The organism is Brevundimonas staleyi, assembly GCF_041893865.1.
In the GTDB taxonomy this organism is placed as follows: Bacteria; Pseudomonadota; Alphaproteobacteria; order Caulobacterales; family Caulobacteraceae; genus Brevundimonas; species Brevundimonas staleyi.
Map to the genome: position 1 here is coordinate 3,468,311 of NZ_CP169082.1, position 24,660 is coordinate 3,492,970.

A 24,660-nucleotide genomic window follows, 5' to 3' on the forward strand; every position below is an offset into this window, starting at 1 on the left:
CTTGCCGAGCTTCGAGATCACCCGCGACGGTCCGGTCGCCCATCTGCGTCTGACCCGGCCCGAGGCGTCCAACGCCATGGACATGGACTTCTGGCGTCGCTTCGGCCCCGAGTTGAAGGCGCTGGATGCGTCCGGTGAGGTCCGCGCCCTGGTCGTGTCCGGCGAGGGCAAGAACTTCTGCGCCGGCATGGACATCTCCATCTTCTCCGGCGGCGCCATCCTGAACGCCGATACGGCCTCGGATCGTCAGGCCTTCCACCAGACCGTCCGCGAACTGCAGGAGACGCTGTCGACCCTGGAGAAGGTGCGCTTCCCGGTCATCGCCGCCATCCAGGGCGCCTGCGTCGGCGGGGGGCTGGACCTGATCTCGGCCTGCGACATTCGGCTGGCGACGCAGGACGCCTATTTCCGGATCGAGGAGATCAACATCGGCATGGTCGCCGACATCGGCAGCCTGCAACGCCTGCCGACCGTCCTGCCGCAGGGGGTGGTGCGGGAGCTGGCCTATCTGGGCAACACCCTGACCGCCGACCGGGCCGAGCGGCTGGGTTTCGTCAACGCCCTCCTGCCCGACGTGGACGCCCTGATCGCGGCCGCGCTCGATATGGCCAGGCGCATCGCCTCCAAGGCGCCCCTGGCCGTCGCCGGCTCCAAGGCCGCCCTGAACCACGCCCGCGATCACACCGTCTCCGAGAGTCTGGAGTGGATGGCGGTCATGCAGGGCTCGCTGTGGAGCCCTGCTGACGTGATGGCCGCGATTCAGGCCCGCATGGCGCGAACCGAGGGCGAATTCGCGCCCCTCGCGCCGTTGAAGCCGTTCGATCCCAAGGTCTGAACCCCGCCAAACCGGACCCCGGCGTTAAAGGTTCGTAATGATCGGCCTTATCGTCGCCCACCTGTTTGACCTCCGTCATCCGCCTGTCAAAGATGCCGGCCGCGTGACGAGGGGGCTCAGACGTAGGACGCCCGCTCACACCGCCTGACGCCCCCGCGACAGGCCATTCGGTGGAGAGAAGCCTTGGATAGACGTTCATTCCTCGCCGCTTGCGGCATCGGCGCGGGGGGACTTCTCCTGCCGAGTTTCGCGGGTCGCGCCATCGCCGCGTCCCAGTTGGTCGAGACCATCGACGTGGCGGTCAAGAAGCGCCTGGCCGACGCGGCCCTGAGCGCCGCCGCCGCCGCCGGCTCGACCTACTGCGACGTCCGCGTCGGCCGCTACATGCGCCAGTTCGTGATCACCCGCGAAGCCAACGTCCAGAACATCGTCAACACCGAATCGACCGGCACGGGCGTGCGCGTCATCGCCGACGGCGCCTGGGGCTTCGCCGCCACCAACACCATGACCGCCGAGGCCGTGGCCGACGCGGCCCGCCTGGCCGTCGCCATCGCCAAGGCCAACGCCAAGCACCAGACCCAGCCGGTCCAGCTGGCCCCGACGCGCGGCGTCGGCGAGGTCACGTGGAAGACGCCGATCCGCCGCAACGCCATGGAAGTACCGATCCAGGAGAAGGTCGAGCTGCTGCTGGGCGTGAACGCCGCGGCCACCAACGCCGGCGCCAACTTCGTCAACTCCCAGCTCTTCCTGGTGAACGAGCAGAAGTACTTCGCCAGCTCGGATGGCTCCTACATCGACCAGGACGTCCACCGCATCTGGGCGCCCTTCACCGTCACCGCCATCGACCAGACGACCGGCAAGTTCCGCACCCGCGACGGCCTCTCGGCCCCGATGGGTCTGGGCTACGAATATCTGGACGGCAATCCGGCGGACCAGATCACGGCCTCCAACGGCGTGGTCAGCTACGGCATGTCCTATGACATGACCAAGGACGCCATCGCCGCCGCCCAGCAGGCGCGCGAGAAGCTGACGGCGACCTCGGTCCGCCCCGGCTCCTACGACCTGGTTCTGGACCCCAACCACCTCGGCCTGACCATCCACGAATCCGTCGGTCACCCGCTCGAGCTGGACCGCGTCCTGGGCTACGAGGCCAACTACGCCGGCACCTCCTTCGCCACGCTCGACAAGCGCGAGAGCCGCTTCCAGTACGGCTCGGACATCGTCAACATCGTCGCCGACAAGACCCAGGTCGGCTCGCTGGGCGCCGTCGGCTATGACGACGAAGGCATCCAGTGCAAGTCGTGGGACCTGATCAAGGACGGCAAGCTGGTCGACTATCAGGCCACGCGCGACCAGGTTCACATCCTGGGCAAGAACGCCTCGGACGGCTGCTCCTACGCCGACAGCTGGTCCACGGTTCAGTTCCAGCGGATGGCCAACGTCTCGCTGAAGCCGGGCACGACGCCGATGAAGGTCGACGACATGATCTCGAACGTCGAGAACGGCATCTACATCCTGGGCCGCGGCTCCTTCTCGATCGACCAGCAGCGCTACAACGCCCAGTTCGGCGGCACCCTGTTCTACGAGATCAAGAACGGCGCCATCACCAAGCCGCTGGAAGACGTCGCCTACCAGATGCGGACGCCCGAGTTCTGGAACGCCTGCTCGGCGATCTGCGACGAGAGCGACTACCGCATGTTCGGCTCGTTCTTCGACGGCAAGGGCCAGCCGAGCCAGGTCTCGGCCGTGAGCCACGGCTCGTCGACGACCCGCTTCGACGGCATCAACGTCATCAACACCGCGCGCTCGCTCGGTTGATCGGACTTCGGAGAACCATCCCATGACCATCATGACCGAAGCCGAGGCCAAGACCATCCTCGACAAGGTGATCGCCCTGTCGACCGCCGACGAATGCACCGCCACCCTGTCGGGCGGCCGGGACGGAAACATCCGCTTCGCCCTGAACAACGTGTCCACCTCGGGCGTCGTCTCCGACGTCGATCTGGGCGTGCAGGTCGCGTTCGGCAAACGCGTCGGCACCGCCTCGATCAACGAGTTCTCGGACGAGGCCCTGGCCCGCGTGGTTCGCCGCGCCGAGGACCTGGCCCGACTGGCCCCGGAGAACCCCGAGTTCATGCCGGCCGTCCAGAAACAGGAGTATCGCGCCAGCGACACCTGGAACCCAGCCACCGCCGCCATCACGCCGGAGAACCGGGCCGAGATCGCCCGCGCCTCCATCGACCCCTGCAAGGCCCAGAACCTGATCGCCGCCGGCTTCCTGAACGACGGCGCGGGCTTCGTCGCCTTCGCCAACTCGAACGGCAACTTCGGCTATCAGCGCGCGACCAGCCTCAACTACACCTGCACCGTTCGCACCGAGGACGGCCGGGGCTCCGGCTGGGTCGGTCGCAGCCTGAAGGACGCGGGCCAGTTCAACGTCGACAGCGACATCCAGATCGCCATGCGCAAGGCCTCCGCCTCGGTGGAAGCCCAGGCCCTGGAGCCCGGCAAGTATACGGTCATCCTGGAGCCCGTCGCGGCCGCCGGCCTGATCTCCTTCATGTTCAACTTCTTCGGCGCGCGTCAGGCCGATGAAGGCCGCAGCTTCCTGTCCAAGGCGGGCGGCGGCAACAAGCTGGGCGAACAGGTCTTCGACCCGCGCGTCACCTTCACGGCCGATCCCTGGCATGCCGAGTGCCCGGTCCTGCCGTGGGACGGCGAAGGCCTGCCGCGTCAGCGCATGAACTTCGTCGAGGACGGCAAGGTCACCAACCTGAACTACGGCCGCTACTGGGCCGACAAACAGGGCAAGACCGCCAACGCCACGCCGGGCAACCTGATCATGTCGGGCGGCACCAAGTCGATTTCGGATCTGGTCCGCGAGACCGAGCGCGGCATCCTGGTGACCCGCACCTGGTACATCCGGATGGTGGATCCGCAGACGGTTCTGCTGACCGGCCTGACCCGCGACGGCACCTTCTATATCGAGAACGGCGAGCTGAAGTACCCGCTGAAGAACTTCCGCTTCAACGAGTCGCCCGTGATCATGCTGAACAACATCGACGAGCTGGGCCGTCCGGTCCGGGTCGCCGGCGACGAATCCAGCCTGGCCATGATGATCCCGCCGATGCGTCTGAGGGACTTCACCTTCACCTCCCTGTCCGACGCCGTCTGATCAGCTTTTTTCCGCTCATCCCCGCGAAAGCGGGGACCCAGTTCTTTCGTGAGGCTCGGCGCTTTGGATGATCATCATGACGCACGCTCGGCGTCTGATCGCCCAAAGCACTGGGTCCCCGCTTTCGCGGGGATGAGCGGATGAAGGAAACCGGACTCAATCGGGCGGAATGTCTGAGACTGCTGACCGGCGGCGCGCTGGGGGCCCTGCTTGCAGGCCTCCCTCGCGCCGCCGGCGCGCAGGCGACCTACGATTTCTGGTTCACCCGGCTGCGCTACGATTCCGGCGACTGGGACGTGGACCAGAGGATGCCCGCCAACATCCTGACCTCGCTGGTGGACTACACCAATCTGAGGGTCGATCCCGACGAGCGGGTCGTGGCCCTGGCCGATCCGGCCATGCTGACCGCCCCCTTCTGTTATCTCGCCGGCCACAAGCTGGTGGAGTTCAACGACGCCGAGCGGCGGAATTTCGAACGCTATGTGCGAAACGGCGGCTTCGTCTTCGTGGACGACTGCAACCACGACATCGATGGCCTGTTCGCCACCTCGTTCGAGCGCCAGATGGCCGCGATCTTCGGCGCCGACGCGCTGAAGAAACTGCCGAACGACCACGCCATCTATTCCAGCTTCTTCGAGTTCGACGACGGTCCTCCCGCGACCAGTTTCGAGCTGAACGGCTGGGGCGACGACCTCATCCACGACTACCTCAAGGGCATCGAGATCGATGGCCGGCTGGGCGTGCTCTACTCGAACAAGGATTACGGCTGCGAGTGGGACTACGACTGGCGCAACAAACGCTTCCTGGCCGAGGACAACACCAAGTTCGCGGTCAACATCATCCTCTACGCCCTGACCGCCTGACCCTCCCCCGGATCGCCCCATGACCACGCCCACCCAGTCCGAAATCGACGCGCGCCTGTCGCAGCTCGGCAAGCTGAAGTCCGCCATCGGCCAGGCCATCGTCGGCCAGAACGAGGTGGTCGAACAGTTGCTGATCGGCCTCTTGGCCTGCGGCCACTGTCTGATCGAGGGCGTGCCGGGCCTCGGCAAGACCCTGCTGGTCCGCACCCTCGGACAGGCGCTGCATCTGGAGTTCCGCCGCGTCCAGTTCACCCCCGACCTGATGCCTTCGGACATCCTCGGCACCGAGGTGCTGGAGGAGGATCACGGCACCGGCCATCGCAGCTTCCGCTTCCAGCCCGGCCCGGTCTTCACCAACCTGTTCCTCGCCGACGAACTGAACCGCACCCCGCCCAAGACCCAGGCCGCCCTGCTGGAAGCCATGCAGGAGCACACGGTCAGCTACGCCGGCGTCACCCACAAACTGAACGAGCCCTTCTTCGTCCTGGCGACCCAGAACCCGCTGGAACAGGCCGGCACCTATCCTCTGCCCGAGGCCCAGTTGGACCGCTTCCTGCTCAACATCCGCGTCGGCTATCCGACGGCGGAAGAAGAGCGCGCCATCCTGGTCGCCACCACCGGCTCCGGCATCGGCGCCGTGCCCCAGGTCATGGTCGGCGAGGACATCGTGGCGCTTCAGAAATGGGTCCGCGACGTCCATGTCGGCGACGCCATCCTGACCTGGATCACCGATATGGTCCGCGCCACCCGCCCCTCGGCCGAGGCCCCCAAGGCCGTGCAGGACTACGTCCGCTGGGGCGCTGGCCCCCGCGCCGGTCAGGCGCTTGTGCTGGCCGCCAAGGCCCGCGCCCTGCTGAACGGCCGCCTCGCCGCCACGCGCGAAGATGTCGTGGCCCTGGCCGCCCCGGTCCTGCGTCACCGCATCCTGCTGTCCTTCGCCGCCGAGGCGGAGCGCAAGACGGCTGATAACGTGGTCGCCGCCCTGATCGCCGCCCTGCCCGCGCCGCGCGCCGACTGACCACGCGCATGTCGCCGCTCGACCTGCCCCCGGAGTTGCGCAGCCGGCTCCGCCGCCTGTCCATCGTCCCGCGTCGCGCGGCGGTGCTGTCGGCGGCCGGGATGCACGACAGCCGCAACAAGGGCGGCGGGCTCGAGTTCGCCCAATACCGGGCCTATGAGCGCGGCGACGACCTGCGCGCCATCGACTGGAAACTCTACGCCCGGTCGGACAAGTTCTTCGTGCGCGACGCCGAGCGCGAAAGCCCCGTGGCCATCTGGATCGTCGTCGACGCCAGCGCCTCCATGGCCCAGGCCGATCTCGCCCGCCCCGACTGGAGCCGTTTCGACGCCGCGCGCCGCATCGCCGCCAGCCTGATGGAGATCGCGCTGTACCAGGGCGACCGCTTCGGCCTCGTGGTTGAGGGCGCCGCCGGCCCCATGGTCCTGTCGCCCGGCTCCGGCGGCCGTCACCGCGACCGGGTCCTGATGAGCCTCGCCCCGCTGAAGGCTTCGGGCGCCGCCGACTGGACCCGAGACGTTGGCGTCTTCGGCGAACAGATGGGTCCGCGCGACATCCTCATCCTCCTGACCGACGGGTTCGACGAGGGCTGTATCGCCACGGCCGAACGCCTTGCCGCCTCGGGCCGCGACGTCTGCATCATCCAGATCCTGACTGGCGACGAACGCGACTTCCCCTTCGATCAGGGCTACCGGTTCCATGACCCGGAAACGGGCGCCGAGCTGATCGGCGACGGCCGGACGCTGCGCGCCGACTTCATCGCCCGCTTCGCCGCGGCCCGCGTGGCCCTGTCGGCCAGGCTGGAAGCGCGCGGCATCCGCCACGTCGAACACTTCATCGACGAGGGCGCCGACGTTCCCATACGCTCCCTGTTCCGCTCGACGGGTCGTTGATGAGCCCGGCCCTTCTCCTCCCCGCCGGCCTCGCGGCACTTCTGGCCCTGGCGATCCCGGTCGTCATCCATATCGCGCGCCGGACCGAGGCCCGCACCGTGGACTTCGCCGCCCTGCGCTGGCTCGACGCCGCGCCGAAGCCGCACCGCAGCCTGACCATCGACGAGCGCCTGTTGCTCGCCGCGCGCCTGATCCTGCTGACCCTGATCGCCCTCTGGCTCGCTGCCCCGGTGCTGTGGAACGCCACCGACGACAGGCCCATGGTCGCCGTCCTGCCGGGCGCCGATGCCGCCACCGTCAGCGCCGCCATAGAGCGCGGCGACCGTGTCGTCTGGCTGGCCCCCGACTTCCCCGAGCACGGCGCCCTCGCCCCCGAAACGTCCGAAGACCCCATCAGCCTGATCCGCCAGCTCGACGCCGAACTGCCCGCCGACACGCCCGTCGAACTGGTCGTCCCCGCCACCCTCGACGGCGTGGATGCAGAACGCCCCCGCCTGTCCCGCCGCGTCGAATGGACCGTCGGCGCCGAAGGCCCCGCTCGTCGCGTCGCCGCTCCGCGCGCCCTCGCCCTTACCGTCCGCCATGCCCCCGGGGCCGAGAGCGCCGTCCGCTATTTCCGCGCCGCCGCCGCCTCCTGGACGCCCGCCGACGCCGAACCCGCGTTCGACGTCGCCGCCACGGATCGTGGCGTCCCCGGCAATGCCCGCCACCTGATCTGGCTCGCCTCCGGCCCCGTCCCGGCGCCCGTCGAACGCTGGGTCCGCGACGGCGGCGTCATCCTGACCAGCCTGGAGGCTCGCATCCCGGTCGAGGGCGAGACCGTCCCCGTCTGGCGCGGTACGGCGGGCGAGCCCCTCGCCGTCGCCGGTCGTCTGGGGCGCGGGCGGGTCATCCGCCTGACCCGCGATCTGGAGCCCGCCACTATCCCGCAGCTGGTTGAGCCGACCTTCCCCGACGCCTTGGCCGCCATGCTCGATCCTCCCGCCGCGCCCGCCCGCGTCGCCGCCGCCGACCATGCCCCCCTGACCGGCGCCGCCCCCTACGACCAGCCCCCGCTCGACCTACGGCCTTGGCTGGCCCTGCTGATCGCGCTCGTCTTCGCCGCTGAGCGGTATCTGGCCACCCGTCGCCAGAGAGCGGTCGCGCCATGACCGCCGTCCCCGCCCTGACCGGCCACCAGACCGCAGCCCGCCTCCGCGCCAACCTCGACACGGTCGCTCTGGGCCTGCCCGCCGTGCTGGTCGCCGCCGCCCTTGGCTGGCGGCTGCTGGGAACAACCGGCGCGGTCGTCGCCGCCGTCCTCGGCCTCGCCGCCCTCGCCGCCGTCTCGGTCTGGCGCGCCCGCCGGTACGACCGTCGCTGGCTGATCGGCGCCCTGGACGCCCGCATCCCGCGCTTCGAGGATTCCACCGCCCTCCTGTTCCGCGACCGCGCCTCCGTCTCGGGCCTGACCGCCCTGCAACGCGACCGCCTCGAAAGCCGGGTGCATGAGGCCGCCGCCATGGATCTGCGTCCCGGCTGGTCGGGACGACCCATCGCCATCGCCTGGGGCGCCGCCGTGGTCCTGATCGCCGCTATCCTGCTCTGGCCCACATCGAACGGCGCCGACAGCCAGACGGCCGCCGCCGCTCGCCCCGCCACCGCCGCCCATCCCCCGGTCCTGACCGGCGCACGCCTTCGCATCATTCCGCCCGCCTACACCGGCCTGCCCGTCCGCGAGCAGACGGCGCTCGACGCCCGCGTGCCTGAGGGGTCGCGCGTCGAATGGATGATCGATTTCGCACCCCAGCCCTCCACCGCCGGTCTGGAATTTCCGGAAAACAGCCCCGTCTCCCTGGTCCGCGACGGGACCCGCTGGACCGGCGCCCGGATCGTGGACCGGCCCATGCTCTATCGCATCGAGGCGGCGGGTCTGGCCCAGCAGCGGCTCAACCGCCTCGACGCCGTCGCCGACGCCGAGCCGGTCGTCCGCCTGGTCGATCCCGAGAGTCAGCTCGTCCAACTGACGCCCGGCCAGACGACCTGGACCCCGGTGTTCGAGGCCAGCGACGACTACGGCGTCATCGAGACCGCGACCCTGAAGATCACGGTCACCAAGGGCGACGGCGAGAACATCACCTTCGAGCAGCGCACCATGCCCCTGCGCGGCCAGGGCTCCTCGAAGCGGATGCGGTTCTCCACCACCCTGAACCTGGCCCGCGAAGGCATGGCGGCGGGCAGCGACCTGATCGTCCAGCTGGTCGTGACAGACAACCGCAATCCCGAACGCCACACGGTCGAGGGGCCCAGCGTCATTCTGCGCTGGCCCGCCAATCTGGAGATGGCCGAGGGGCTGGACGGCATGGCCATGCGCGTCTTGCCCGCCTATTTCGCCAGCCAGCGCCAGATCATCATCAACGCCGAGGCCCTGATCGCGCGCCGCCGCACCCTGACCGGCGATCCCTTCATCGACGCCTCCAACGTCATCGGCGAGGAGCAGGCGGCGCTGCGTCTCCGCTACGGCCAGTTCATGGGCGAGGAGGCCGAGGGCGGCGGCTCGGGCGGCGGGAGCATCGCCCTGCCCACCGCCGACGAACCGGCACGGCCCGCCCTCCCGACCGCCGACGCGCCGGCGCCCGCGCGACCCGCCGCCCACGAAGGCGAGGCCCATGCCGACACGCCCGGCGGGGCCATGGGGTCCGAGGTCGACGTCCTGCATGAGTTCGGCCACGCCCACGACGACCGCGACGTGGCCACCCTGTTCGAGCCCCGCACGCGCGGCGCGCTTGCCCGGGCGCTGGACGCCATGTGGGCCTCGGAGCGCGAGCTGCGTCAGGGCCGCCCCGAACAGGCCCTGCCCCACGCCCACGAGGCGCTGGAACTGCTGAAGGAGGCCCAGCAGGCGACGCGCATCTTCCTTCGCCGCGTCGGCTCGGACCTGCCGCCCGTGGACTTCGCCCGTCGCCTGACCGGGGAGCGAGAGGGCATCGTCGCCCGTGATCCCGAGCGGCCGGAACGCCCTGCGGCCGACGCCGTCGCCGCCGACGCCTGGCGCGCGCTGGAGGAACGGCCGGGAGCCTCGTCCACGCCGCTGGCGCTGGGTGCGCTTGACGCCTGGGTGCGTCAGAACGGCGGCCGTATCCCCGATCCTCTGGCCCTGCGCGCCGCCATCGACACGGTGCGGAACGAGCCGGCCTGCCTCGACTGCCGCCGTCGCCTGCGGGCGCTTCTGTGGACCGCGCTCCAGCGTCCCGCCCCCGCGCCCGGCCGTCGCGACGCGCCCGGCCAACGCGGCCAGCGCTATCTGGACGCCCTGCGATGAGCCTCTCCAGCCCGACCTTCTGGACGGCCCTCGTCATCGTCCTTGCGGTGATCGCGGGCGTCGTCCGCCTCGTCCTCTGGCGCCGCAAGGCGGAGCCGCAGGGGCCCCGTTGGCGCACCGCGACCCTGATGGGACTGACCGTTCTGGCGGGTCTGCTGCTGTGGCTGACCCTCAATCCGCCCGCCTCCGTCATCCGCACCGGGCCCCTGATCGTCGCCACGGCGGGCAGCCCCGGGACGATCCCGACAGCGCCCGGAGACATCCTGATCGCCCTGCCCGAAGCCGGTCCGGTAGCAGAGGCGCACCGCGTCCCCGACCTGGCCACGGCGCTGCGTCGCTATCCCACGCCCGCTCACGTTCGCATCCTGGGTCAGGGCCTGACGCCGCGCGATCAGTCGCCCCTGCCCGTACCGGTGGAGTTCGCCGCCCCGCCCCTGCCGCGCGGCCTGACCGACCTCGCCCTGCCTGAACCCGGCGCGCCCGGCGCGACCTTCGTCGTCGGTGGACAGATCGGGTCGCTTCCCGCCGGGACCGTCGAACTGGTCGATCCGGCCGACGAGATCGTGGACACGGCCCGCGTCACGACCGGAGAGCGGTTCGCCCTGATGGCCGCCGCCCGCACGCCCGGTCTGGCCTTGTTCACCTTGCGTCTGCGCGACCCGTCGAACGCCGTGGTCGAACAGATCGCCGTACCGGTCGAGAGCCTGGTCCAGACCCCGCCGCGCGTTCTGGTCCTGGCCGGAGCGCCCGGCGCCGAGACCAAGTATCTGAAGCGCTGGGCCGAGGATTCCGGCATCGAACTGACCGTCGATATCGACGTCGGCGGCGGCGTCCGGCTCGGCGATCCGCCCCTGCCCCTGACGGCCCAGACCTTCAACGCCCTCGACCTCGTCGTTCTCGACGACCGGCGCTGGGAGGCTCTAGGCGGCGGCCAGCGCGCGGCCCTGACGGCAGCGGTCCACGGTGGCATGGGCCTTCTGCTCCGCCCGACCGGCCCGCTCTCGGCCGGGACGCGGCGCGACTGGGCCAACCTGGGGGCCAGCCTGACCGGCGGCGACGAGGCCGTGCCCTTCCGTCTCGATCCGCCCGAAGACGCCATGCCCGAAGCCGAGGCCGAACCGGCCGACAATGCCGATCCCCTGCCCGAACTGGCTCGCCGCGACCTGACCGACGAGGGGTCCGGCGCCGTCACCCTGTTGCGCGACGCAGACGGCGCGGCCTTGGCCAGCTGGCGCGCTCTGGGTCGCGGCCGCGTCGGGGTCTGGACCGTGACCGACAGCTACGCCCTGGTCCTGACCGGCCGTCCGGATCGCTATGGCGAGATGTGGAGCGCCCTCTTTTCCGAGATCGGCCGCCCCGGCGACCACAGCCGCGCCGAAGTCCTGGGCATCGCCCGCGCCGGCCAGCGCGTCGCCCTGTGTCGCCTGACTGGACAGCCGAATGTTCTGGGCCAGGACGGCCGTCCCCACGCCCTGCGCATCGACGCCGCGATCGGCGACCGCGCCTGCGCCGCCTTCTGGCCCGAGCAGCCCGGCTGGCACGTCATCCGCGACGGCGAGGACCGCCAGACGCCCTTCTACGTCCAGCCCGCCGACGCCGCGCCGTCGCTGGTGATCGCGGCCAACCGTTCGGCCACGCTCGCCCTGGCGGGCACGGCCCCGACCCGCGCGGCGTCCACCTCGACCTCCCACGCGCCCGGCTCGCCCTGGCCGTGGTTCACCGGGCTGCTGGTCGTGTTGTCGGGCCTGTGGTGGTTCGAGCGGAACCGGGACGTCGGCGGGCTCGTCGCGTCGCTACGAGCCCGCCTTCGGTCCTAGTTGGAACCGGCCGCCGGGGCCGCGGGGTTCTTGATCGTCTGATCCAGCCAGCGGGTCATTTCCCACAGGGTGTGGCCGACCGATTCCCGCGCGCGATAGCCGTGCGCCTCCAGCGGCAGGACGACGTAGCGGACGGTCGCCCCATTGCCCTTCAGCGCGGCGTAGAACCGCTCCGACTGGATCGGGAAGGTGCCCTGGTTGTCGTCGGCCTCGCCGTGGATCAGCAGGATCGGCTCGTTGATCTTGTCGGCGAAGGCGAAGGGCGACATCTCGTTGTAGGTCTCCGGCGCCTGCCAGTAGGTGCGCTGCTCGGCCTGGAAGCCGAACGGCGTCAGGGTCCGGTTGTAGGCGCCCGACCGCGCGATGCCGGTGGCGAACAGATCGGTGTGGGCCAAGAGGTTCGCGGTCATGAAGGCGCCGTAGCTGTGCCCACCGACGGCGATCCGGCCACGCTCGGCCACGCCCATCTCGACCACCGCATCGACCGCCGCCTTCGCCGAGGCGCTGAGCTGTTCGATATAGGTGTCGTTCGGCTCGGCCCCGTCGCGGCCCACGATCGGCATCGAGGGGTCGTCCAGCACGGCATAGCCCTGGGTCAGCAGGAACAGGTGGCTGGAGCCGCCCGGCCGCACGAAGCGGTTTGCCGTATCGACCACCTGACCGGCCACGGCGGCGTCGGTGAACTCCGCCGGATAGGCCCACATGACCAGAGGCAGGGGACCGTCGCGATCCTTGTCGTAGCCGGCGGGCAGATAGAGCGTCCCCGACAGCTGAACCCCGTCGTCGCGGGTGTAGGTAATCAGCTGCTGCGTCACCCCGGCCAGCTGCGGCGCCGGATCGGGGAAGTTGGTCAGCGGCGTCACATCGCCGTCCAGATCGCGGATGCGCAGGTTGGCGGGCTCGGTCCGGCTCTCGCGCACGGTCACCATGCGGCGGCCGTCCTCGTCCAGCAGACCGACCACGGCCTCGTATTCCCCTTGCGCCGACTGCCAGATCCGCTCGGTCTGGCCGGTGGCCAGATCCATCGTGGCCAGGAACGGATACTCGCCTTCGCGGGTGGCGCCGTCGCCCTCGACGAAGACGCGCGAGCCGTCCGGCGTGAACTGAATCACCTGACGCCCGGCGGCGTTGGCCTCCGTCGCGATGGAGCCCGGGTCGTTGTAGCGGTCCTGATAGTTGCGATCGACGATGACGCGGCCGGCGCCCGGGTTCGACGGATCGACGACCGAGCGGGTCTCGTGCCGGGTGTTGAACCAGCGGCTGTTCACCACCGCCACGTCCGACCGGCCCCAGGTCACGCCCGCATAGCGTTCCGGCAGGTCGATCAGGGTCGTCGGCTGGGCGCTGAACGGCGCCTCCAGCATCAGGACGCGGTCGCGCATCTCGGCGGTGTTGCGCGGATCGCCGCCGTCCAGAGCCTGGGCCCAGACCAGGGTCGAGGGGGCGTCGGCGCGCCACTGAGCCGCGCGCGGGCCGGCCTCCACCGCATCGAACGGCGGCGGGATGTTGTCGCGCAGCGGCAGGTCGGCGACCGTGTGAACGAGCCGGCCGTTCATGTCCGTGACGGTCACATCGGCCGGGAACAGGCCGGCCGGCACGACATAGGAATAGGGCTTCTTGGCCACCGTCTGAAGCAGGTAACGGCCGTCCGGCGAGACCGACGCGCCCAGGATCACGCCCGGCCGGCCGATGGTCCGCGCCGCGCCGCTCAGCGGCACGACGGTCAGTTGCGAGGTGAAATAGTGGTCGAACAGGGCTTCGTCGCCCGGGTCGCTCAGCAGGTCCTGATAGGTCCGCACGGCCGCCGCGCGACCGCCGCTTTCCTGGATGGCCGGGCCGGTCGGCGCGGTCGTCACGTCCGGGGCGGCGCCGCGACCCTCCGGCACCGCGCGGATCAGGAGACCCGATGAGTCCGGCAACCAGCTGACGACGGCGCCCGCCGCCGCGTTCACGCGCGGTCCGAACACCTGACGCGCCGTCGCTGTGCGGCTGTCGGCGACCCACAGCGCCAGACCTTCCGGCTGATCCAGCAGGAAGGCGATGGACTTGCCGTCCGGCGACCAGGAGGCGCCGGTGAAGCGCGCACCGGCGGGCAGTTCGACGACCCGCGCCTGACCGCCCTCGACCGCCTGGAAGCTGAGGCCCGTCAGCCAGGACACGCGGCTGTTCGCCGGGCCGTTGTTCCTCGGATTGATGCGATAGCCGCCCAGACGAAGCATGGGCTCGGCCAGTTCGGCGATGCTGGGCAGGTTGGAGCGCTGATACAGGGCCAGGGTCGTCTGGTCGGGGCTGACGCTGGCGCTCGGCGTGGGTTTGGCGTCCAGGATGTCGGCGATGGGCGCCGGCGGCTGCTGATAGGTTTGGGCCAGGGCCGGCGTGGCCAGCAGCATCAGGGCGGCGGCCGCCACATGGCGCATCAATCGCAGTTTCATCGGGAACTCCCCCAGGACTTGAACAGGATGGACCGGACACTAGCCGCGCCCGACGCCCCGGTCATCAAGGCAAAGCTCCCTTCCCGTCCGATCAAAGAGTTTCTAAAAGCGGCGCAGTTCTTCTGGAGCGCCTCCTCGTGCCCATCGCGTCCGATGTCCTTTCCCTGATCGGCTCCACGCCGATGATCCGTCTGCGCGCCGCGTCGGAGGCGACGGGCTGCGAGATCCTGGGCAAGGCAGAGTTTCTGAACCCCGGCGGCTCGGTGAAGGACCGCACCGCGCGCGGTATGATCCTGGACGCCCGGGCCTCCGGCGCCCTGCGGCCCGGCGGCGCCATCGTGGAGGGTACGGCGGGCAACACGGGCATCGGCCTGGCCCTGGTCGGCGCCGCGCTCGGCCACCCCGTCGTCATCGTCATGCCGCGCAGCCAGACCGAGGAGAAGAAACAGGCCGTCCGTCTGCACGGCGCCCGCCTGATCGAGGTCGATCCCGCCCCCTTCGCCAGCCCCAACCATTTCGTCCATTTCTCTCGCCGCCTGGCCGAGGAGCTGAACGAGACCGAGCCGAACGGCGCCTGGTACGCCGACCAATTCGACAACACAGCCAACCGCCGCGCCCACATCGAGACCACCGGCCCGGAAATCTGGGAGCAGACGGGCGGACGCATCGACGGCTTCGCCTCGGCGGCGGGATCGGGCGGCACCCTGGCCGGCGTCTCCCAGTTCCTGAAATCGAAGAACCCCGACCTCCGCGTCGCCCTGGCCGATCCGCCCGGCGCCGCCCTCTACAGCTGGTTCACCGAAGGCGTTCTGAAGGGCGAAGGCTCCTCCGTGACCGAGGGCATCGGCGTCAACCGCATCACGGGCAACCTCGAAGGCCTCGCGGTCGATCACGCCTTCCGCATCGAGGACGCCGAGACCCTGTCGGTCATCTTCGATCTGGCCAAACACGAGGGTCTGACGCTCGGCCCATCCAGCGGCGTCAACGTCGCCGGCGCCATCCGGCTGGCGCGCGAACTCGGCCCCGGCCACACCATCGCGACCCTGCTCTGCGATCACGGCCAGCGTTACGCGGGCAAGATCTACAACCCCGCCTTCCTGCGCTCGAAGGGCTTCGACGTCCCGGCCTGGCTGGAGGGCGCATGAGCACCGACGACGCCCGCCGTCTGCCGCCGCTCAACTCGCTGAAGGCGTTCGAGGCCGCCGCCCGCAAGCTCAGCATCTCCCTGGCGGCCAAGGAGCTGGGCGTCACCCCCGGCGCCGTCAGCCAGCAGATCAAGGTGCTGGAGGATCACGCCGGCGCCCCCCTGTTCCGCCGTGACGGCGGGGCCATCGCCCTGACCGAGCTGGGCGCCCGGCTCCAGCCCGTCCTGCGCGACGCCTTCGAACAGCTGAAGCGCGCGGCCGACATCGTCTATGGCCCGGCCGGTCGCCACTCCCTGACCGTCAGCGTGCCGCCGTCGTTCGCCGCCCGCTGGCTGGCGCCCCGGATGGTGCGGTTCTCGGCCGAGCATCCGGAGATCGAGGTCTGGATCTCGGCCGACATGCAGCTGGCCGACGTGGCCGGCGGCCGGGTCGATGTCGCCGTCCGCTACGGCACGGGCGGCTACCCCGGCGTCCGCTCCGAGCTCCTGCTGGAAGCCGGCGTCATTCCCGTTTGCAGCCCCGCTCTTCTGACCGGCAAGACCCCGCTGAGAAAGCCCGCCGATCTCGCCGGGCACACCCTGATCCACGTCGCCGTCGGTCGGGTGGAGGAGCCGCGTCCCGACTGGAAGGCCTGGCTGAAGGCGCGCGGCGTGACCGGCGTCGACGCCGCCGCCGGCCCCCGCTACGACCAGACCGCCTTCGCCATCGAGGACGCCGCCAACGGCCGGGGCGTGGCCCTGGCGCCCCGCGCCTTCGTCGCCTCGGACATCGCCTCGGGCCGTCTCATCGCGCCCTTCGCCGACGGCTATCTGGCGACCAGCATGGCCTATCACGTCCTGACCCGGCGCAACGGCGGCCGCGAGGAGGCCCGGACCTTCGTCGCCTGGCTGCGGCGCGAGGCCGAGGCCGAAGACGGCCCGGTCGATGAGTTGTAAGAGACCCGCATGACTGTTCCGGATCGAGGCGTCGTCATCATCGGCGCGGGCCACGCGGGCGGCACGGCCGCCGCCTTCCTGCGCCAGTACGGCTATGAGGCCCCCATCGCCCTGGTCGGGGACGAACCCCTGATCCCCTATCAGCGCCCGCCCCTGTCCAAGGCCTGGCTGAAGGGCGAGGCGGATGGCGACAGCCTGGCCCTGCGGCCTCAGGATTTCTACGACGAACAGGGCATCGAACTGCGCCTGAGCGTCTCGGCGACCGCCATCGACCGGACGAACCACGCCGTCCTCCTCTCGGACGGATCGAGCCTGCCCTATGAGCATCTGATCCTCGCCACCGGCGCCCGCGCGCGGATGCTGGAGGTTCCCGGCGCAGATCTGGTCGGGGTCCATGTGCTGAGGACCGCCGCCGACGCCGAGGCGATCAAGGCCCAGCTCGGCGAAGGCCGCACCCTGGCCGTGGTCGGCGGCGGCTATGTCGGGCTGGAGGTCGCGGCGTCCGCGCGCGCCCTGGGCTCCGAGGTCGTCGTGCTGGAGCGGGAGCCGCGTCTTCTGGCCCGCGTCGCCTGCGACGTCCTATCGACCTTCTTCCAGACCTATCACGAGGATCGCGGCGTCCGCTTCGAACTGGCCGCCGACGTCGTGGGCTTCGCCGGGAACGGGCCACAGGTCTCCGGCGTGATCCTGGCAGACGGCCGCACCATCCCCTGCGACGCCGCCGTCGTCGGGGTCGGCGCCATTCCGAACGACGACCTCGCCGTCGAGGCCGGACTGGAGGTCCAGGGCGGCGTCCTGGTCGATCTGGAGGCCCGCACCTCCGACCCCGCCATCTTCGCTATCGGCGACGTGACCCGCCGCCCCATGCCCATCTACGACCGTCTGTTCCGCATGGAGAGCGTGCCCAACGCCCTGGAACAGGCCAAACAGGCCGCCAGCGCCATCACCGGCCGCCCCGCCCCCACAGGCGAAACGCCCTGGCAGTGGTCGGACCAGTACGACCTGAAGCTCCAGATCGCCGGCTACCCCTTCGACGCCGACCGCATCGTGGTGCGCGGCGACCCCGCCGACGCCAGCTTCGCCGTCTTCCACCTGTCCGGCGACAAGGTCCAGGCCGTCGAGGCCATCAACGCCCCGCCCGAGTTCATGATGGGCAAGAAGCTGATCGGCGAGCGGCGGGCGGTGGATGTGGCGAAGCTGGCGGACAAGGCGGTGTCGATGAAGGAGGTGGGGGTCTAGCCGATCCCGGCTAAGGGCATGCGTCAAGTGCGCGCGCGATGGTTGAACAACCCAAGAACGTGCTAGATTTCACGGCATGGAACAGCTGATATCCATCATCGGTTTTAGGCGAACTGGAGCGTATCGCGCCCATCTTTCGTTCAGCGATGGCATGGCCGGCGAATGGGATTTCTCTCCACTTAGCTCCCCGACAACCGAGATGCTTCGGCCGTTCCGGAAGCCCGAATACTTTGATCGGGTGATGTTCTCGCCCCGATTTCTGGCTTGGCCCAACGGGTATGATTGGTGCGCAGACGCCCTCTACGCAGACATGCACCGCGCCGGGGTGCTGGCGCGAAGCGAAGGGACTGCCGCTTCCGATATTGTTGGGCGTCTCGTCCCGTTGCCCCGAGAGGTCGAGGCGATCTATCAGGCAGTCGCTACGCTTGAACGCAACTATCCCGGCCGCAAATTCACGCCCGACGGTCACCTTGTCGGGTCGATCGGAGAGGTTATCGCCCGCGAAGCATTGGGTCTAACTCTCTACCCGGCGTCGCATCCTGGACATGACGCCCATGATGCCGAGGGCCGTCAGGTTCAGGTCAAACTGACAGGCGGTTCATCCGTAGCCCTCCGCGCAACCTGCGAGCAATTGCTGGTCATGCGAGTATTCGACCTCAGCTACGCGGAGATCGTCTACTACGGCGATGGTGAAGCCGTTTGGCAGGCGTGCGGCAAACCACAAGCTTCGAACGGCCAACGGACGATCAGCTTGTCAAAGCTAAGGGCCATCGCAAAAAGCGCAGCGGCCTAAAGCCCCTTCACGATCCCCTCGACCATCTTCTTGGCGTCGGCGAACAGCATCATGGTGTTGTCGCGGAAGAAGAGTTCGTTCTCGACGCCGGCATAGCCCGCCGCCATGCCGCGCTTGATGAACAGCACCGTTCCGGCCTTCTCCACGTCCAGGATCGGCATGCCGTAGATCGGCGACTGCGGATCGGTCTTGGCGGCCGGGTTGGTCACGTCGTTGGCGCCGATGACGAAGGCGACGTCGGCGGTGGCGAACTCGGCGTTGATGTCCTCGAGCTCGAACACCTCGTCATAGGGCACGTTGGCCTCGGCCAGCAGGACGTTCATGTGGCCCGGCATCCGGCCGGCGACGGGGTGGATGGCGTATTTCACCTCGACGCCTTCTTCCTTCAGCTTGTCGGCCATCTCCCGCAGGGCGTGCTGGGCCTGGGCCACGGCCATGCCGTAACCCGGGACGATGATGACCTTGGAGGCGTTTTTCATGATGAAGGCGGCGTCGTCGGCAGAGCCCTGCTTCACCGGACGCGTCTCGACCTTGCCGCCGCCGCCCGCGGCCGCGTCGCCGCCGCCGAACCCGCCCAGGATGACGGAGATGAAGCTGCGGTTCATGCCCTTGCACATGATGTAGCTGAGGATCGCGCCCGACGAGCCGACCAGGGCGCCGGTGATGATCAGGGCGATATTCTCAAGCGTGAAGCCCAGCGCCGCCGCGGCCCAGCCGGAGTAGGAGTTCAGCATCGACACAACGACGGGCATGTCCGCCCCGCCGATGGGGATGATCAGGGTGGCGCCGAGCACCAGCGAGATGGCGAACACGCCCCAGAAGGCCCAGATCGCCGTCCCGCCCGTCCCGATCAGAATGCCGATCAGGAAGACCAGGGCCAGGGCCAGGCCGATGTTGATCAGGTGCCGCGCGGGCAGGATGATCGGAGCGCCCGACATGTTGCCATTCAGCTTGGCGAAGGCGATCACCGAGCCGGTGAAGGTGATGGCGCCGATGGCGACGCCCAGGCTCAGTTCGATGATCGAGATCAGCTTGATCCCGCCGTCGGGCGTGGCGATGCCGAAGGCCTCGGGCGCATAAACGGCCCCGACCGCGACCAGACAGGCGGCCATGCCGACGAGGCTGTGGAAGGCGGCGACCAGTTGGGGCATGTCGGTCATGGCGACCCGCTTGGCGATCAACGCCCCGCCGCCGCCGCCCACGACCACGCCGCCGGCCAAAAGCGCCAGGGTCAGGGGATCCAGCGCCCCGGTCGTCCCGAGCGTCAGCAGGGTGATGCCCACCGCCAGCGCCATGCCGACCATGCCGAAGGTATTGCCCTGACGGCTGGTCTCCGGGCTCGACAGGCCGCGCAACGAGAGAATGAACAGGACGCCCGAGACCAGATAGGCCAGCGCCGCGATGGATGCGTTCATCTCATGTCCCCCGAGATCGTCTTGTTCGTTCTTGTCATCACAGTCTGTCCGCCCCGGCGCCCTTGGCCGTCCGCGCCAGTCGCCACAGGGCGGCGGCGATGAACAGGGGCCCCAGGAAGACCATGGCCCAGTCCACGGCCATCATCGGCCGCTCCTGGATCACCACCCGCGTCAGGATGCCCGAGAACAGCAGCACCACGCCGCAGTCTCTCAGGCGCAGTTTCTGGACGGCGTTCTTCTCGCCGAACCAGCTCCACATCCACATGCCCAGGCCGATGCCCGTGGCGATCCAGGAGCCCGTCCAGGCGATGCTGGCGGGGGAGAGATTGAGAGCCTCGAAAGACATCAGGCCGTCGTATCATCGCGTTGGCGCAGCTTGCGGACGATCGACAGGCCCTGCAGCCCGATCATGACGGCGAACGCGGCCGTGATCGCAGCCATCATCCACGACAGTCGCGATGTGGGGTCCCAGGACTGCCAAGCCACCCAAGCGAAGAAAAGAATGGTTGCCGGGTAAAACACCGTGGCTAGACCCAGCTCGACCTTGAGCCGTGTCTGCGGGCTCAGACGCCCGCTGATCAACACGATCGCGAGGACGCCCAGCAACGCCAGCGGGATGGCAAGCATGACGAGGATGTTGAGAGGCGTCATCACGACTCGGCTGCCTCAGCCTTGGGCCGTTCCTTCTTCTTGTACATGGCCAGCATGCGTCGCGTGACCATGAAGCCGCCGAAGATGTTGACGCTGGCCAGGGTCACGGCCGCGACGCCCGCGCCCTTGGCGACCCAGCCGCCGGTGCCGTCCGCCGTCGCCGCCGCCGCGATCAGGCCGCCGACGATGATGACGCTGGAGATGGCGTTGGTCACGGCCATCAGGGGCGTGTGCAGGGCCGGGGTCACCGACCAGACGACATAGTAGCCGACGAAGATCGCCAGCACGAAGATGGCCAGGCGAAAGACGGTGGGATCGACGTGTTCCATGGTCAGCCTCGTCCACTCATGAAAAGTCTTTTGGATTCTTCGTCGTCGTCAGCTTCGCTGACCAAATAGTCGGCGGCCACGCCGGGTCTCTGACGGCGAACAGCGTCATTCGTTTGGGGTACCACGCCAGGCTTGCCCACCGAGCCCAGTTCCAGCCGCTCATCGATCGATGCGAGCAGTTGGAGCACAAAGCCGGTAGGCGCGCCGCCCAGGATGGCTCCGATAGCGAACGCAATGTACCAAATGCGATTGTCGTCTCCGCTGCTGACCAAGGCCACAATCGCGTAGAGGCACGCGGCCGCCACCGAGAGCGCTACGATCAGCTTACCTAGCAGACGCGCCCAATCCCTCATCCCCGCACCCCTTCATGCACCACGGCCCCGCCGTGGGTGACGACCGCCGCCTTGAGGATTTCATCCTCCAGATCGACCGACAGGGCCCCATCCTTGATCAGCAGGCCCGCGAACGCGACGAGGTTCTTGGCGTAGAGGGCCGAGGCGTCCGCCGCGATCCGGCCCGGCAGGTTTGTGTAGCCGACGATGGAGACGCCGTTCGCCGTCGTCACGACCTCGCCCGCCTTGGCGCCCGCGACATTGCCGCCGGCCTCGACCGCCAGATCGATCAGCACGCTGCCGGGCTTCATCGAGGCGACGTGGTCGGCCGTGACCAGCACCGGCGCCGCACGGCCGGGGATCAGGGCGGTGGTGATGACGATGTCCTGTTTGGTGATGTGGGTCGCCGTGAGGGCCGCCTGCTTGGCCTGGTATTCCTCGGACATGGCCTTGGCGTAGCCGCCGGCCGTCTGGGCGTTCTGGAACTCCTCGTCCTCGACCGCCACGAACTTGGCGCCGAGCGATTCCACCTGTTCCTTGGTGGCCGGACGGACGTCGGTCGCGGTCACCACCGCCCCCAGACGCCGGGCCGTCGCGATGGCCTGCAGCCCCGCCACGCCGACGCCCATGATGAAGACCTTGGCCGCGGCGACCGTGCCCGCCGCCGTCATCATCATCGGGAAACCCTTGCCGTAGGCGTAGGCGCCCTCGATCACGGCGCGATAGCCGGCCAGGTTCGCCTGGGACGACAGGGCGTCCATCACCTGGGCCCGCGTGATCCGGGGCACGAACTCCATGGCGAAGCCGGTGACGTTGGCGGAGGCCAGGGCCTGGACCGTGTCCTTCTCGCGGTACGCATCCAGCAGGGCGACGACGAGGGCGCCGGGCTTCAGCGCCGCGATCTCCTGCGCCGTAGGTCCTCGCACCTTCAGCACCAGATCGGCGCCGTCCAGCACCGCGCGCGTGTCCGGCTTCACCGCCGCGCCCGCGTCGACATATTGGCTGTCGGGAATGGAGGAGCCGAGGCCGGTCCCCGCCTCGACCACGACGGTCGCGCCCAGTCCGACGAATTTCTGCACGGTCTCGGGCGTGACGGCGCAGCGGGTCTCCCCCTCGCGGCGCTCACGGGTCACGGCGATCGTCAGGCCCACGCGAATCTCCCCATCCGTCGTTGTTGGGAAGACGTTAGGCGTAGCGATATGGATGCGTCAAAGTGCAAACCTGCATTTCGCCATCACATTCGGCGACATGCGCGCAAAATCTCGCCTGTCATCGCCTTTCGCGCGCAAACAGAAAGCGCGAAAGGCCAGCTTTAAGCGCCGTCCTTAGTGGCTTTTGCCGCTCTTCAGGAACACGGCGCCGGCCACCATCAGGACCACGCCGCCGATCACGCCGACGAAGAAGTTTCCAGCCGGCATGAACCACAGCACCAGGAACAGCAGCAGCGCGGCGATGGCCAGCGAGCCCCACTTGGCCATGTTCATGAACAGCGAATAGGTCGCCGTCTGCTCCTCGATCGTCATCGTGCCGTGGACATAGGCGTCCGCGTCATGATCGGCGTGTTCGGTCGGGGAGTGGTGGTCGGCCATGAAGGTGCGTCCGGTCGAAAGAGCGTTTGGGCGGTCTTATAGCGATGCGGGGGTTCGGCTCAAGTGCTGCCTGAAGGCCTCACCCCAACGCCTCGAACTGATCGATCAGCCGTTCCAGCCGCTTGGTGCCGATGGTCCAGAAGGCCGGGTCGCGCGGATTGAGACCGAAGGGCTCCAGCGCCTCGACGTAGGTCTTGGTGCCGCCGGCCGCCAACAAGCCGCGATAGAGCGGCGCGAACCCGTCCGGATCGGCCCGGCGCGTCTCCATCAGGGCCGCCACCAAGAGGTCCCCGAACGCATAGGCGTACACATAGAAGGGCGAGTGGACGAAGTGGCTGACATAGCTCCACCACGCCTCGTAGCCGGGGTTCAGCGTCACCGCCGGACCCAGCGACGCCCCCATCTCCTCCAGCCACAGCTCGCCCAGACGGTCGGCCGACACCTCCCCCTTCGCCCGTTCGTCGTGGAAGCGGGTCTCGAAGCGGTGGAAGGCGATCTGACGGACCACGGTGTTCAGCCCGTCCTCGATGCGCCCGGCCAAGAGGCCCTTCTGCTCGGCCTTGGGCGCCGTCGCCAGCAGCCGGTCGAAGGTCAGACCCTCGGCGAAGATCGACGCGGTCTCGGCGAGCGTCAGCGGCGTATCGGCCAGCAGCGTCCCCTTCTCGGCCGCGAGCGTCTGGTGAACCCCGTGGCCCAGCTCGTGCGCCAGGGTCAGGACGTCGCGTCGCTCGCCCATCCAGTTCAGGAAGACATAGGGGTGGCGATCCGCCGTGACCGGGTGGGCATAGGCGCCCGACTGTTTCCCGGCCCGCGCCCGTCCGTCGATCCACGGCTTGTCGAAGAACCGGCCGGCCCGTTCGGCGAACTCCCCGCCCAGATCGCCGAAGCTTTCCAGCACAAGTTCGCGCCCCTGGTTCCAGTCGAACCCGCGCGGCGCGGTCGTCTCCAGCGGCGCGTTGCGATCCCACTGATCCAGCTTCGCCTTGCCCAGGGCCTTCGCCTTCAGCGCATAGTAGCGGTGCGAGAGCTGCGGATAGGCGGCGGCGACGGCCTCGGCCATCGCATCGACCGCATCGCCGTCGACCTCATTGGCCAGGTGGCGGCTGTCGGCGGGGCGTTTGAAGCCGCGCCAGCGGTCCTCCATCGCCTTGTCCGCCGCGACCGTGTTCATCACCAGGGCCAGGGTCGAGGCCCGCGCCGCCAGCGCCGCGTCCAGCCCCTGCGCCGCCGCCTTGCGTTTCGCCTCCTTCGGGTCCGACAGCTGGTTCAGCGCCTCGGCCAGGGTCAGGCTGTCCTTGCCGCTCTCGACCCGCAGCGCGGCCAGGGTCTCGTCGAACAGCCGGGGCCACTGGGCCGAGATCGGCATCCGCTCGGCGATGAAGGTCTCCAGCTCTTCGGACAGCTCATGCGGCTTCATCGCCCGCACCCGACGCAGCCACGGACGCCAGACCGCCGCCTTCTTATCGGCCGCCAAAGCCGCCTCGATCTCGGCCTCCTCCAGCTGGTTGATCTCCAGCGTCAGCCAGACGGTCGGCGTCGCGATGGCCGTGATCTTCTCGCGCAGATCCGCCTCGAACCCCTGCGCCCCCGCGTCCGCCCGGTTGGTCGAGGCCGCCAGAAAGGCATAGGCGCCCAGCGCCCCCAGCTTCTCCGACGCCTGTTCGTACAGGGTGATCGCCCGATCCAGCGTCGCGCCCAGCGCGGCCGCATCGGCCCGCTCGGCGGCGAACCGGCCCTGCAAGCCGTTCAACTCGGCGACCGCCGTCCGCGCTGCCTCCAGATCGGCGTTGATGGCCGCGTCCTCGCGCGACGCATAGAGATCGGACAGGTCCCACAGGGGCGGCTCGGCGGGGCTTTTGAAGGGCGCGTTCATGCCCTCCGTTGTGGGGTCGCCAGGC

The 24,660-nt window shown here is 69.2% G+C and carries 22 protein-coding genes; 13 read left to right on the forward strand and 9 right to left on the reverse strand.

The window, feature by feature from the left end:
* Position 1 precedes the first annotated feature (1 nt).
* From ACETK8_RS17500 to ACETK8_RS17540, 9 genes are all read left to right on the forward strand, one after another.
* Positions 2 to 835 carry an enoyl-CoA hydratase-related protein gene (locus ACETK8_RS17500; protein ID WP_374037096.1) on the forward strand — a complete coding sequence of 278 codons (834 nt, stop codon included), beginning with the start codon at positions 2 to 4 and terminating at the stop codon, positions 833 to 835.
* Positions 836 to 1,018: 183 nt separating this feature from the next.
* Complete coding sequence (locus ACETK8_RS17505) at positions 1,019 to 2,653, forward strand: TldD/PmbA family protein (RefSeq protein WP_374037097.1); 1,635 nt, start codon at positions 1,019 to 1,021, stop codon at positions 2,651 to 2,653.
* Positions 2,654 to 2,675: 22 nt separating this feature from the next.
* On the forward strand, positions 2,676 to 4,010 hold the full coding sequence (locus tag ACETK8_RS17510; protein ID WP_374037098.1) for a TldD/PmbA family protein: 1,335 nt from the start codon (positions 2,676 to 2,678) through the stop codon (positions 4,008 to 4,010).
* A gap of 140 nt (positions 4,011 to 4,150) precedes the next feature.
* The gene (locus ACETK8_RS17515) at positions 4,151 to 4,873 is read left to right on the forward strand and encodes a DUF4159 domain-containing protein (protein ID WP_374037099.1); all 723 of its coding nucleotides are present in this window, start codon (positions 4,151 to 4,153) and stop codon (positions 4,871 to 4,873) included.
* Positions 4,874 to 4,892: 19 nt separating this feature from the next.
* Positions 4,893 to 5,891, forward strand: coding sequence for an AAA family ATPase (locus ACETK8_RS17520; RefSeq protein ID WP_374037100.1), 999 nt, complete (start codon positions 4,893 to 4,895; stop codon positions 5,889 to 5,891).
* Between the two features lie 8 nt (positions 5,892 to 5,899).
* On the forward strand, positions 5,900 to 6,784 hold the full coding sequence (locus ACETK8_RS17525) for a DUF58 domain-containing protein (protein ID WP_374037101.1): 885 nt from the start codon (positions 5,900 to 5,902) through the stop codon (positions 6,782 to 6,784).
* Positions 6,784 to 7,935 carry a BatA domain-containing protein gene (locus ACETK8_RS17530; RefSeq protein ID WP_374037102.1) on the forward strand — a complete coding sequence of 384 codons (1,152 nt, stop codon included), beginning with the start codon at positions 6,784 to 6,786 and terminating at the stop codon, positions 7,933 to 7,935. Before ACETK8_RS17525 ends, ACETK8_RS17530 begins: the two co-directional genes overlap by 1 nt.
* Positions 7,932 to 10,085, forward strand: a complete 2,154-nt coding sequence (locus ACETK8_RS17535) for a DUF4175 family protein (protein ID WP_374037103.1) — start codon at positions 7,932 to 7,934, stop codon at positions 10,083 to 10,085. Before ACETK8_RS17530 ends, ACETK8_RS17535 begins: the two co-directional genes overlap by 4 nt.
* Positions 10,082 to 11,902, forward strand: a complete 1,821-nt coding sequence (locus tag ACETK8_RS17540; RefSeq protein ID WP_374037104.1) for a hypothetical protein — start codon at positions 10,082 to 10,084, stop codon at positions 11,900 to 11,902. The genes ACETK8_RS17535 and ACETK8_RS17540 overlap by 4 nt, the downstream gene beginning before the upstream one ends.
* On the opposite strand, the gene ACETK8_RS17545 is transcribed toward ACETK8_RS17540, so the two are convergent.
* Positions 11,899 to 14,334 (reverse strand): S9 family peptidase, encoded by a 2,436-nt coding sequence (locus ACETK8_RS17545; RefSeq protein ID WP_374037105.1) that lies wholly within the window; start codon positions 14,332 to 14,334, stop codon positions 11,899 to 11,901. The genes ACETK8_RS17540 and ACETK8_RS17545 overlap by 4 nt on opposite strands.
* 137 nt (positions 14,335 to 14,471) lie before the next feature.
* Between ACETK8_RS17545 and ACETK8_RS17550 the strand changes: the two genes are divergently transcribed.
* The 4 genes from ACETK8_RS17550 to ACETK8_RS17565 all read left to right on the forward strand — a co-directional run bounded on the left by ACETK8_RS17550 (position 14,472) and on the right by ACETK8_RS17565 (position 18,446).
* On the forward strand, positions 14,472 to 15,479 hold the full coding sequence (locus tag ACETK8_RS17550; protein ID WP_374037106.1) for a cysteine synthase A: 1,008 nt from the start codon (positions 14,472 to 14,474) through the stop codon (positions 15,477 to 15,479).
* Positions 15,476 to 16,414, forward strand: a complete 939-nt coding sequence (gene gcvA / locus ACETK8_RS17555; RefSeq protein ID WP_374037107.1) for a transcriptional regulator GcvA — start codon at positions 15,476 to 15,478, stop codon at positions 16,412 to 16,414. The genes ACETK8_RS17550 and gcvA overlap by 4 nt, the downstream gene beginning before the upstream one ends.
* A 9-nt stretch (positions 16,415 to 16,423) precedes the next feature.
* Complete coding sequence (locus ACETK8_RS17560) at positions 16,424 to 17,653, forward strand: NAD(P)/FAD-dependent oxidoreductase (RefSeq protein WP_374037108.1); 1,230 nt, start codon at positions 16,424 to 16,426, stop codon at positions 17,651 to 17,653.
* 76 nt (positions 17,654 to 17,729) lie between these two features.
* Positions 17,730 to 18,446 carry a DUF6998 domain-containing protein gene (locus ACETK8_RS17565; protein WP_374037109.1) on the forward strand — a complete coding sequence of 239 codons (717 nt, stop codon included), beginning with the start codon at positions 17,730 to 17,732 and terminating at the stop codon, positions 18,444 to 18,446.
* Here the strand turns inward: ACETK8_RS17565 and ACETK8_RS17570 are convergent.
* The 8 genes from ACETK8_RS17570 to ACETK8_RS17605 all read right to left on the reverse strand — a co-directional run bounded on the left by ACETK8_RS17570 (position 18,443) and on the right by ACETK8_RS17605 (position 24,635).
* Complete coding sequence (locus tag ACETK8_RS17570) at positions 18,443 to 19,861, reverse strand: NAD(P)(+) transhydrogenase (Re/Si-specific) subunit beta (RefSeq protein WP_374037110.1); 1,419 nt, start codon at positions 19,859 to 19,861, stop codon at positions 18,443 to 18,445. The genes ACETK8_RS17565 and ACETK8_RS17570 overlap by 4 nt on opposite strands.
* Positions 19,862 to 19,898: 37 nt before the next feature.
* Entirely contained in the window at positions 19,899 to 20,207 is a 309-nt protein-coding gene (locus tag ACETK8_RS17575; protein ID WP_374037111.1) for a hypothetical protein, read from the reverse strand.
* Positions 20,207 to 20,512, reverse strand: a complete 306-nt coding sequence (locus ACETK8_RS17580) for a hypothetical protein (protein ID WP_374037112.1) — start codon at positions 20,510 to 20,512, stop codon at positions 20,207 to 20,209. The genes ACETK8_RS17575 and ACETK8_RS17580 overlap by 1 nt, the downstream gene beginning before the upstream one ends.
* Positions 20,512 to 20,841, reverse strand: a complete 330-nt coding sequence (locus tag ACETK8_RS17585; RefSeq protein WP_374037113.1) for an NAD(P) transhydrogenase subunit alpha — start codon at positions 20,839 to 20,841, stop codon at positions 20,512 to 20,514. The genes ACETK8_RS17580 and ACETK8_RS17585 overlap by 1 nt, the downstream gene beginning before the upstream one ends.
* A 2-nt stretch (positions 20,842 to 20,843) precedes the next feature.
* Complete coding sequence (locus ACETK8_RS17590; RefSeq protein WP_374037114.1) at positions 20,844 to 21,194, reverse strand: hypothetical protein; 351 nt, start codon at positions 21,192 to 21,194, stop codon at positions 20,844 to 20,846.
* On the reverse strand, positions 21,191 to 22,324 hold the full coding sequence (locus tag ACETK8_RS17595; RefSeq protein ID WP_374037115.1) for a Re/Si-specific NAD(P)(+) transhydrogenase subunit alpha: 1,134 nt from the start codon (positions 22,322 to 22,324) through the stop codon (positions 21,191 to 21,193). The genes ACETK8_RS17590 and ACETK8_RS17595 overlap by 4 nt, the downstream gene beginning before the upstream one ends.
* A gap of 174 nt (positions 22,325 to 22,498) precedes the next feature.
* The gene (locus ACETK8_RS17600; RefSeq protein WP_374037116.1) at positions 22,499 to 22,762 is read right to left on the reverse strand and encodes an aa3-type cytochrome c oxidase subunit IV; all 264 of its coding nucleotides are present in this window, start codon (positions 22,760 to 22,762) and stop codon (positions 22,499 to 22,501) included.
* 79 nt (positions 22,763 to 22,841) lie between these two features.
* Positions 22,842 to 24,635, reverse strand: coding sequence for a M3 family oligoendopeptidase (locus tag ACETK8_RS17605; protein ID WP_374037117.1), 1,794 nt, complete (start codon positions 24,633 to 24,635; stop codon positions 22,842 to 22,844).
* Positions 24,636 to 24,660: the final 25 nt, after the last annotated feature.

Coding starts and splice junctions, on each gene's coding strand:
- ACETK8_RS17525 (WP_374037101.1), top strand. CDS start 5,900: ATGTCGCCGCTCGACCTGCCCCCGGAGTTGCGCAGCCGGCTCCGCCGC.
- ACETK8_RS17600 (WP_374037116.1), bottom strand. CDS start 22,762: ATGGCCGACCACCACTCCCCGACCGAACACGCCGATCATGACGCGGAC.
- ACETK8_RS17535 (WP_374037103.1), top strand. CDS start 7,932: ATGACCGCCGTCCCCGCCCTGACCGGCCACCAGACCGCAGCCCGCCTC.
- ACETK8_RS17580 (WP_374037112.1), bottom strand. CDS start 20,512: ATGACGCCTCTCAACATCCTCGTCATGCTTGCCATCCCGCTGGCGTTG.
- ACETK8_RS17530 (WP_374037102.1), top strand. CDS start 6,784: ATGAGCCCGGCCCTTCTCCTCCCCGCCGGCCTCGCGGCACTTCTGGCC.
- ACETK8_RS17565 (WP_374037109.1), top strand. CDS start 17,730: ATGGAACAGCTGATATCCATCATCGGTTTTAGGCGAACTGGAGCGTAT.
- ACETK8_RS17605 (WP_374037117.1), bottom strand. CDS start 24,635: ATGAACGCGCCCTTCAAAAGCCCCGCCGAGCCGCCCCTGTGGGACCTG.
- ACETK8_RS17545 (WP_374037105.1), bottom strand. CDS start 14,334: ATGAAACTGCGATTGATGCGCCATGTGGCGGCCGCCGCCCTGATGCTG.
- ACETK8_RS17520 (WP_374037100.1), top strand. CDS start 4,893: ATGACCACGCCCACCCAGTCCGAAATCGACGCGCGCCTGTCGCAGCTC.
- ACETK8_RS17590 (WP_374037114.1), bottom strand. CDS start 21,194: ATGAGGGATTGGGCGCGTCTGCTAGGTAAGCTGATCGTAGCGCTCTCG.
- ACETK8_RS17575 (WP_374037111.1), bottom strand. CDS start 20,207: ATGTCTTTCGAGGCTCTCAATCTCTCCCCCGCCAGCATCGCCTGGACG.
- ACETK8_RS17540 (WP_374037104.1), top strand. CDS start 10,082: ATGAGCCTCTCCAGCCCGACCTTCTGGACGGCCCTCGTCATCGTCCTT.
- ACETK8_RS17510 (WP_374037098.1), top strand. CDS start 2,676: ATGACCATCATGACCGAAGCCGAGGCCAAGACCATCCTCGACAAGGTG.
- gcvA (WP_374037107.1), top strand. CDS start 15,476: ATGAGCACCGACGACGCCCGCCGTCTGCCGCCGCTCAACTCGCTGAAG.
- ACETK8_RS17560 (WP_374037108.1), top strand. CDS start 16,424: ATGACTGTTCCGGATCGAGGCGTCGTCATCATCGGCGCGGGCCACGCG.
- ACETK8_RS17570 (WP_374037110.1), bottom strand. CDS start 19,861: ATGAACGCATCCATCGCGGCGCTGGCCTATCTGGTCTCGGGCGTCCTG.
- ACETK8_RS17515 (WP_374037099.1), top strand. CDS start 4,151: ATGAAGGAAACCGGACTCAATCGGGCGGAATGTCTGAGACTGCTGACC.
- ACETK8_RS17585 (WP_374037113.1), bottom strand. CDS start 20,841: ATGGAACACGTCGATCCCACCGTCTTTCGCCTGGCCATCTTCGTGCTG.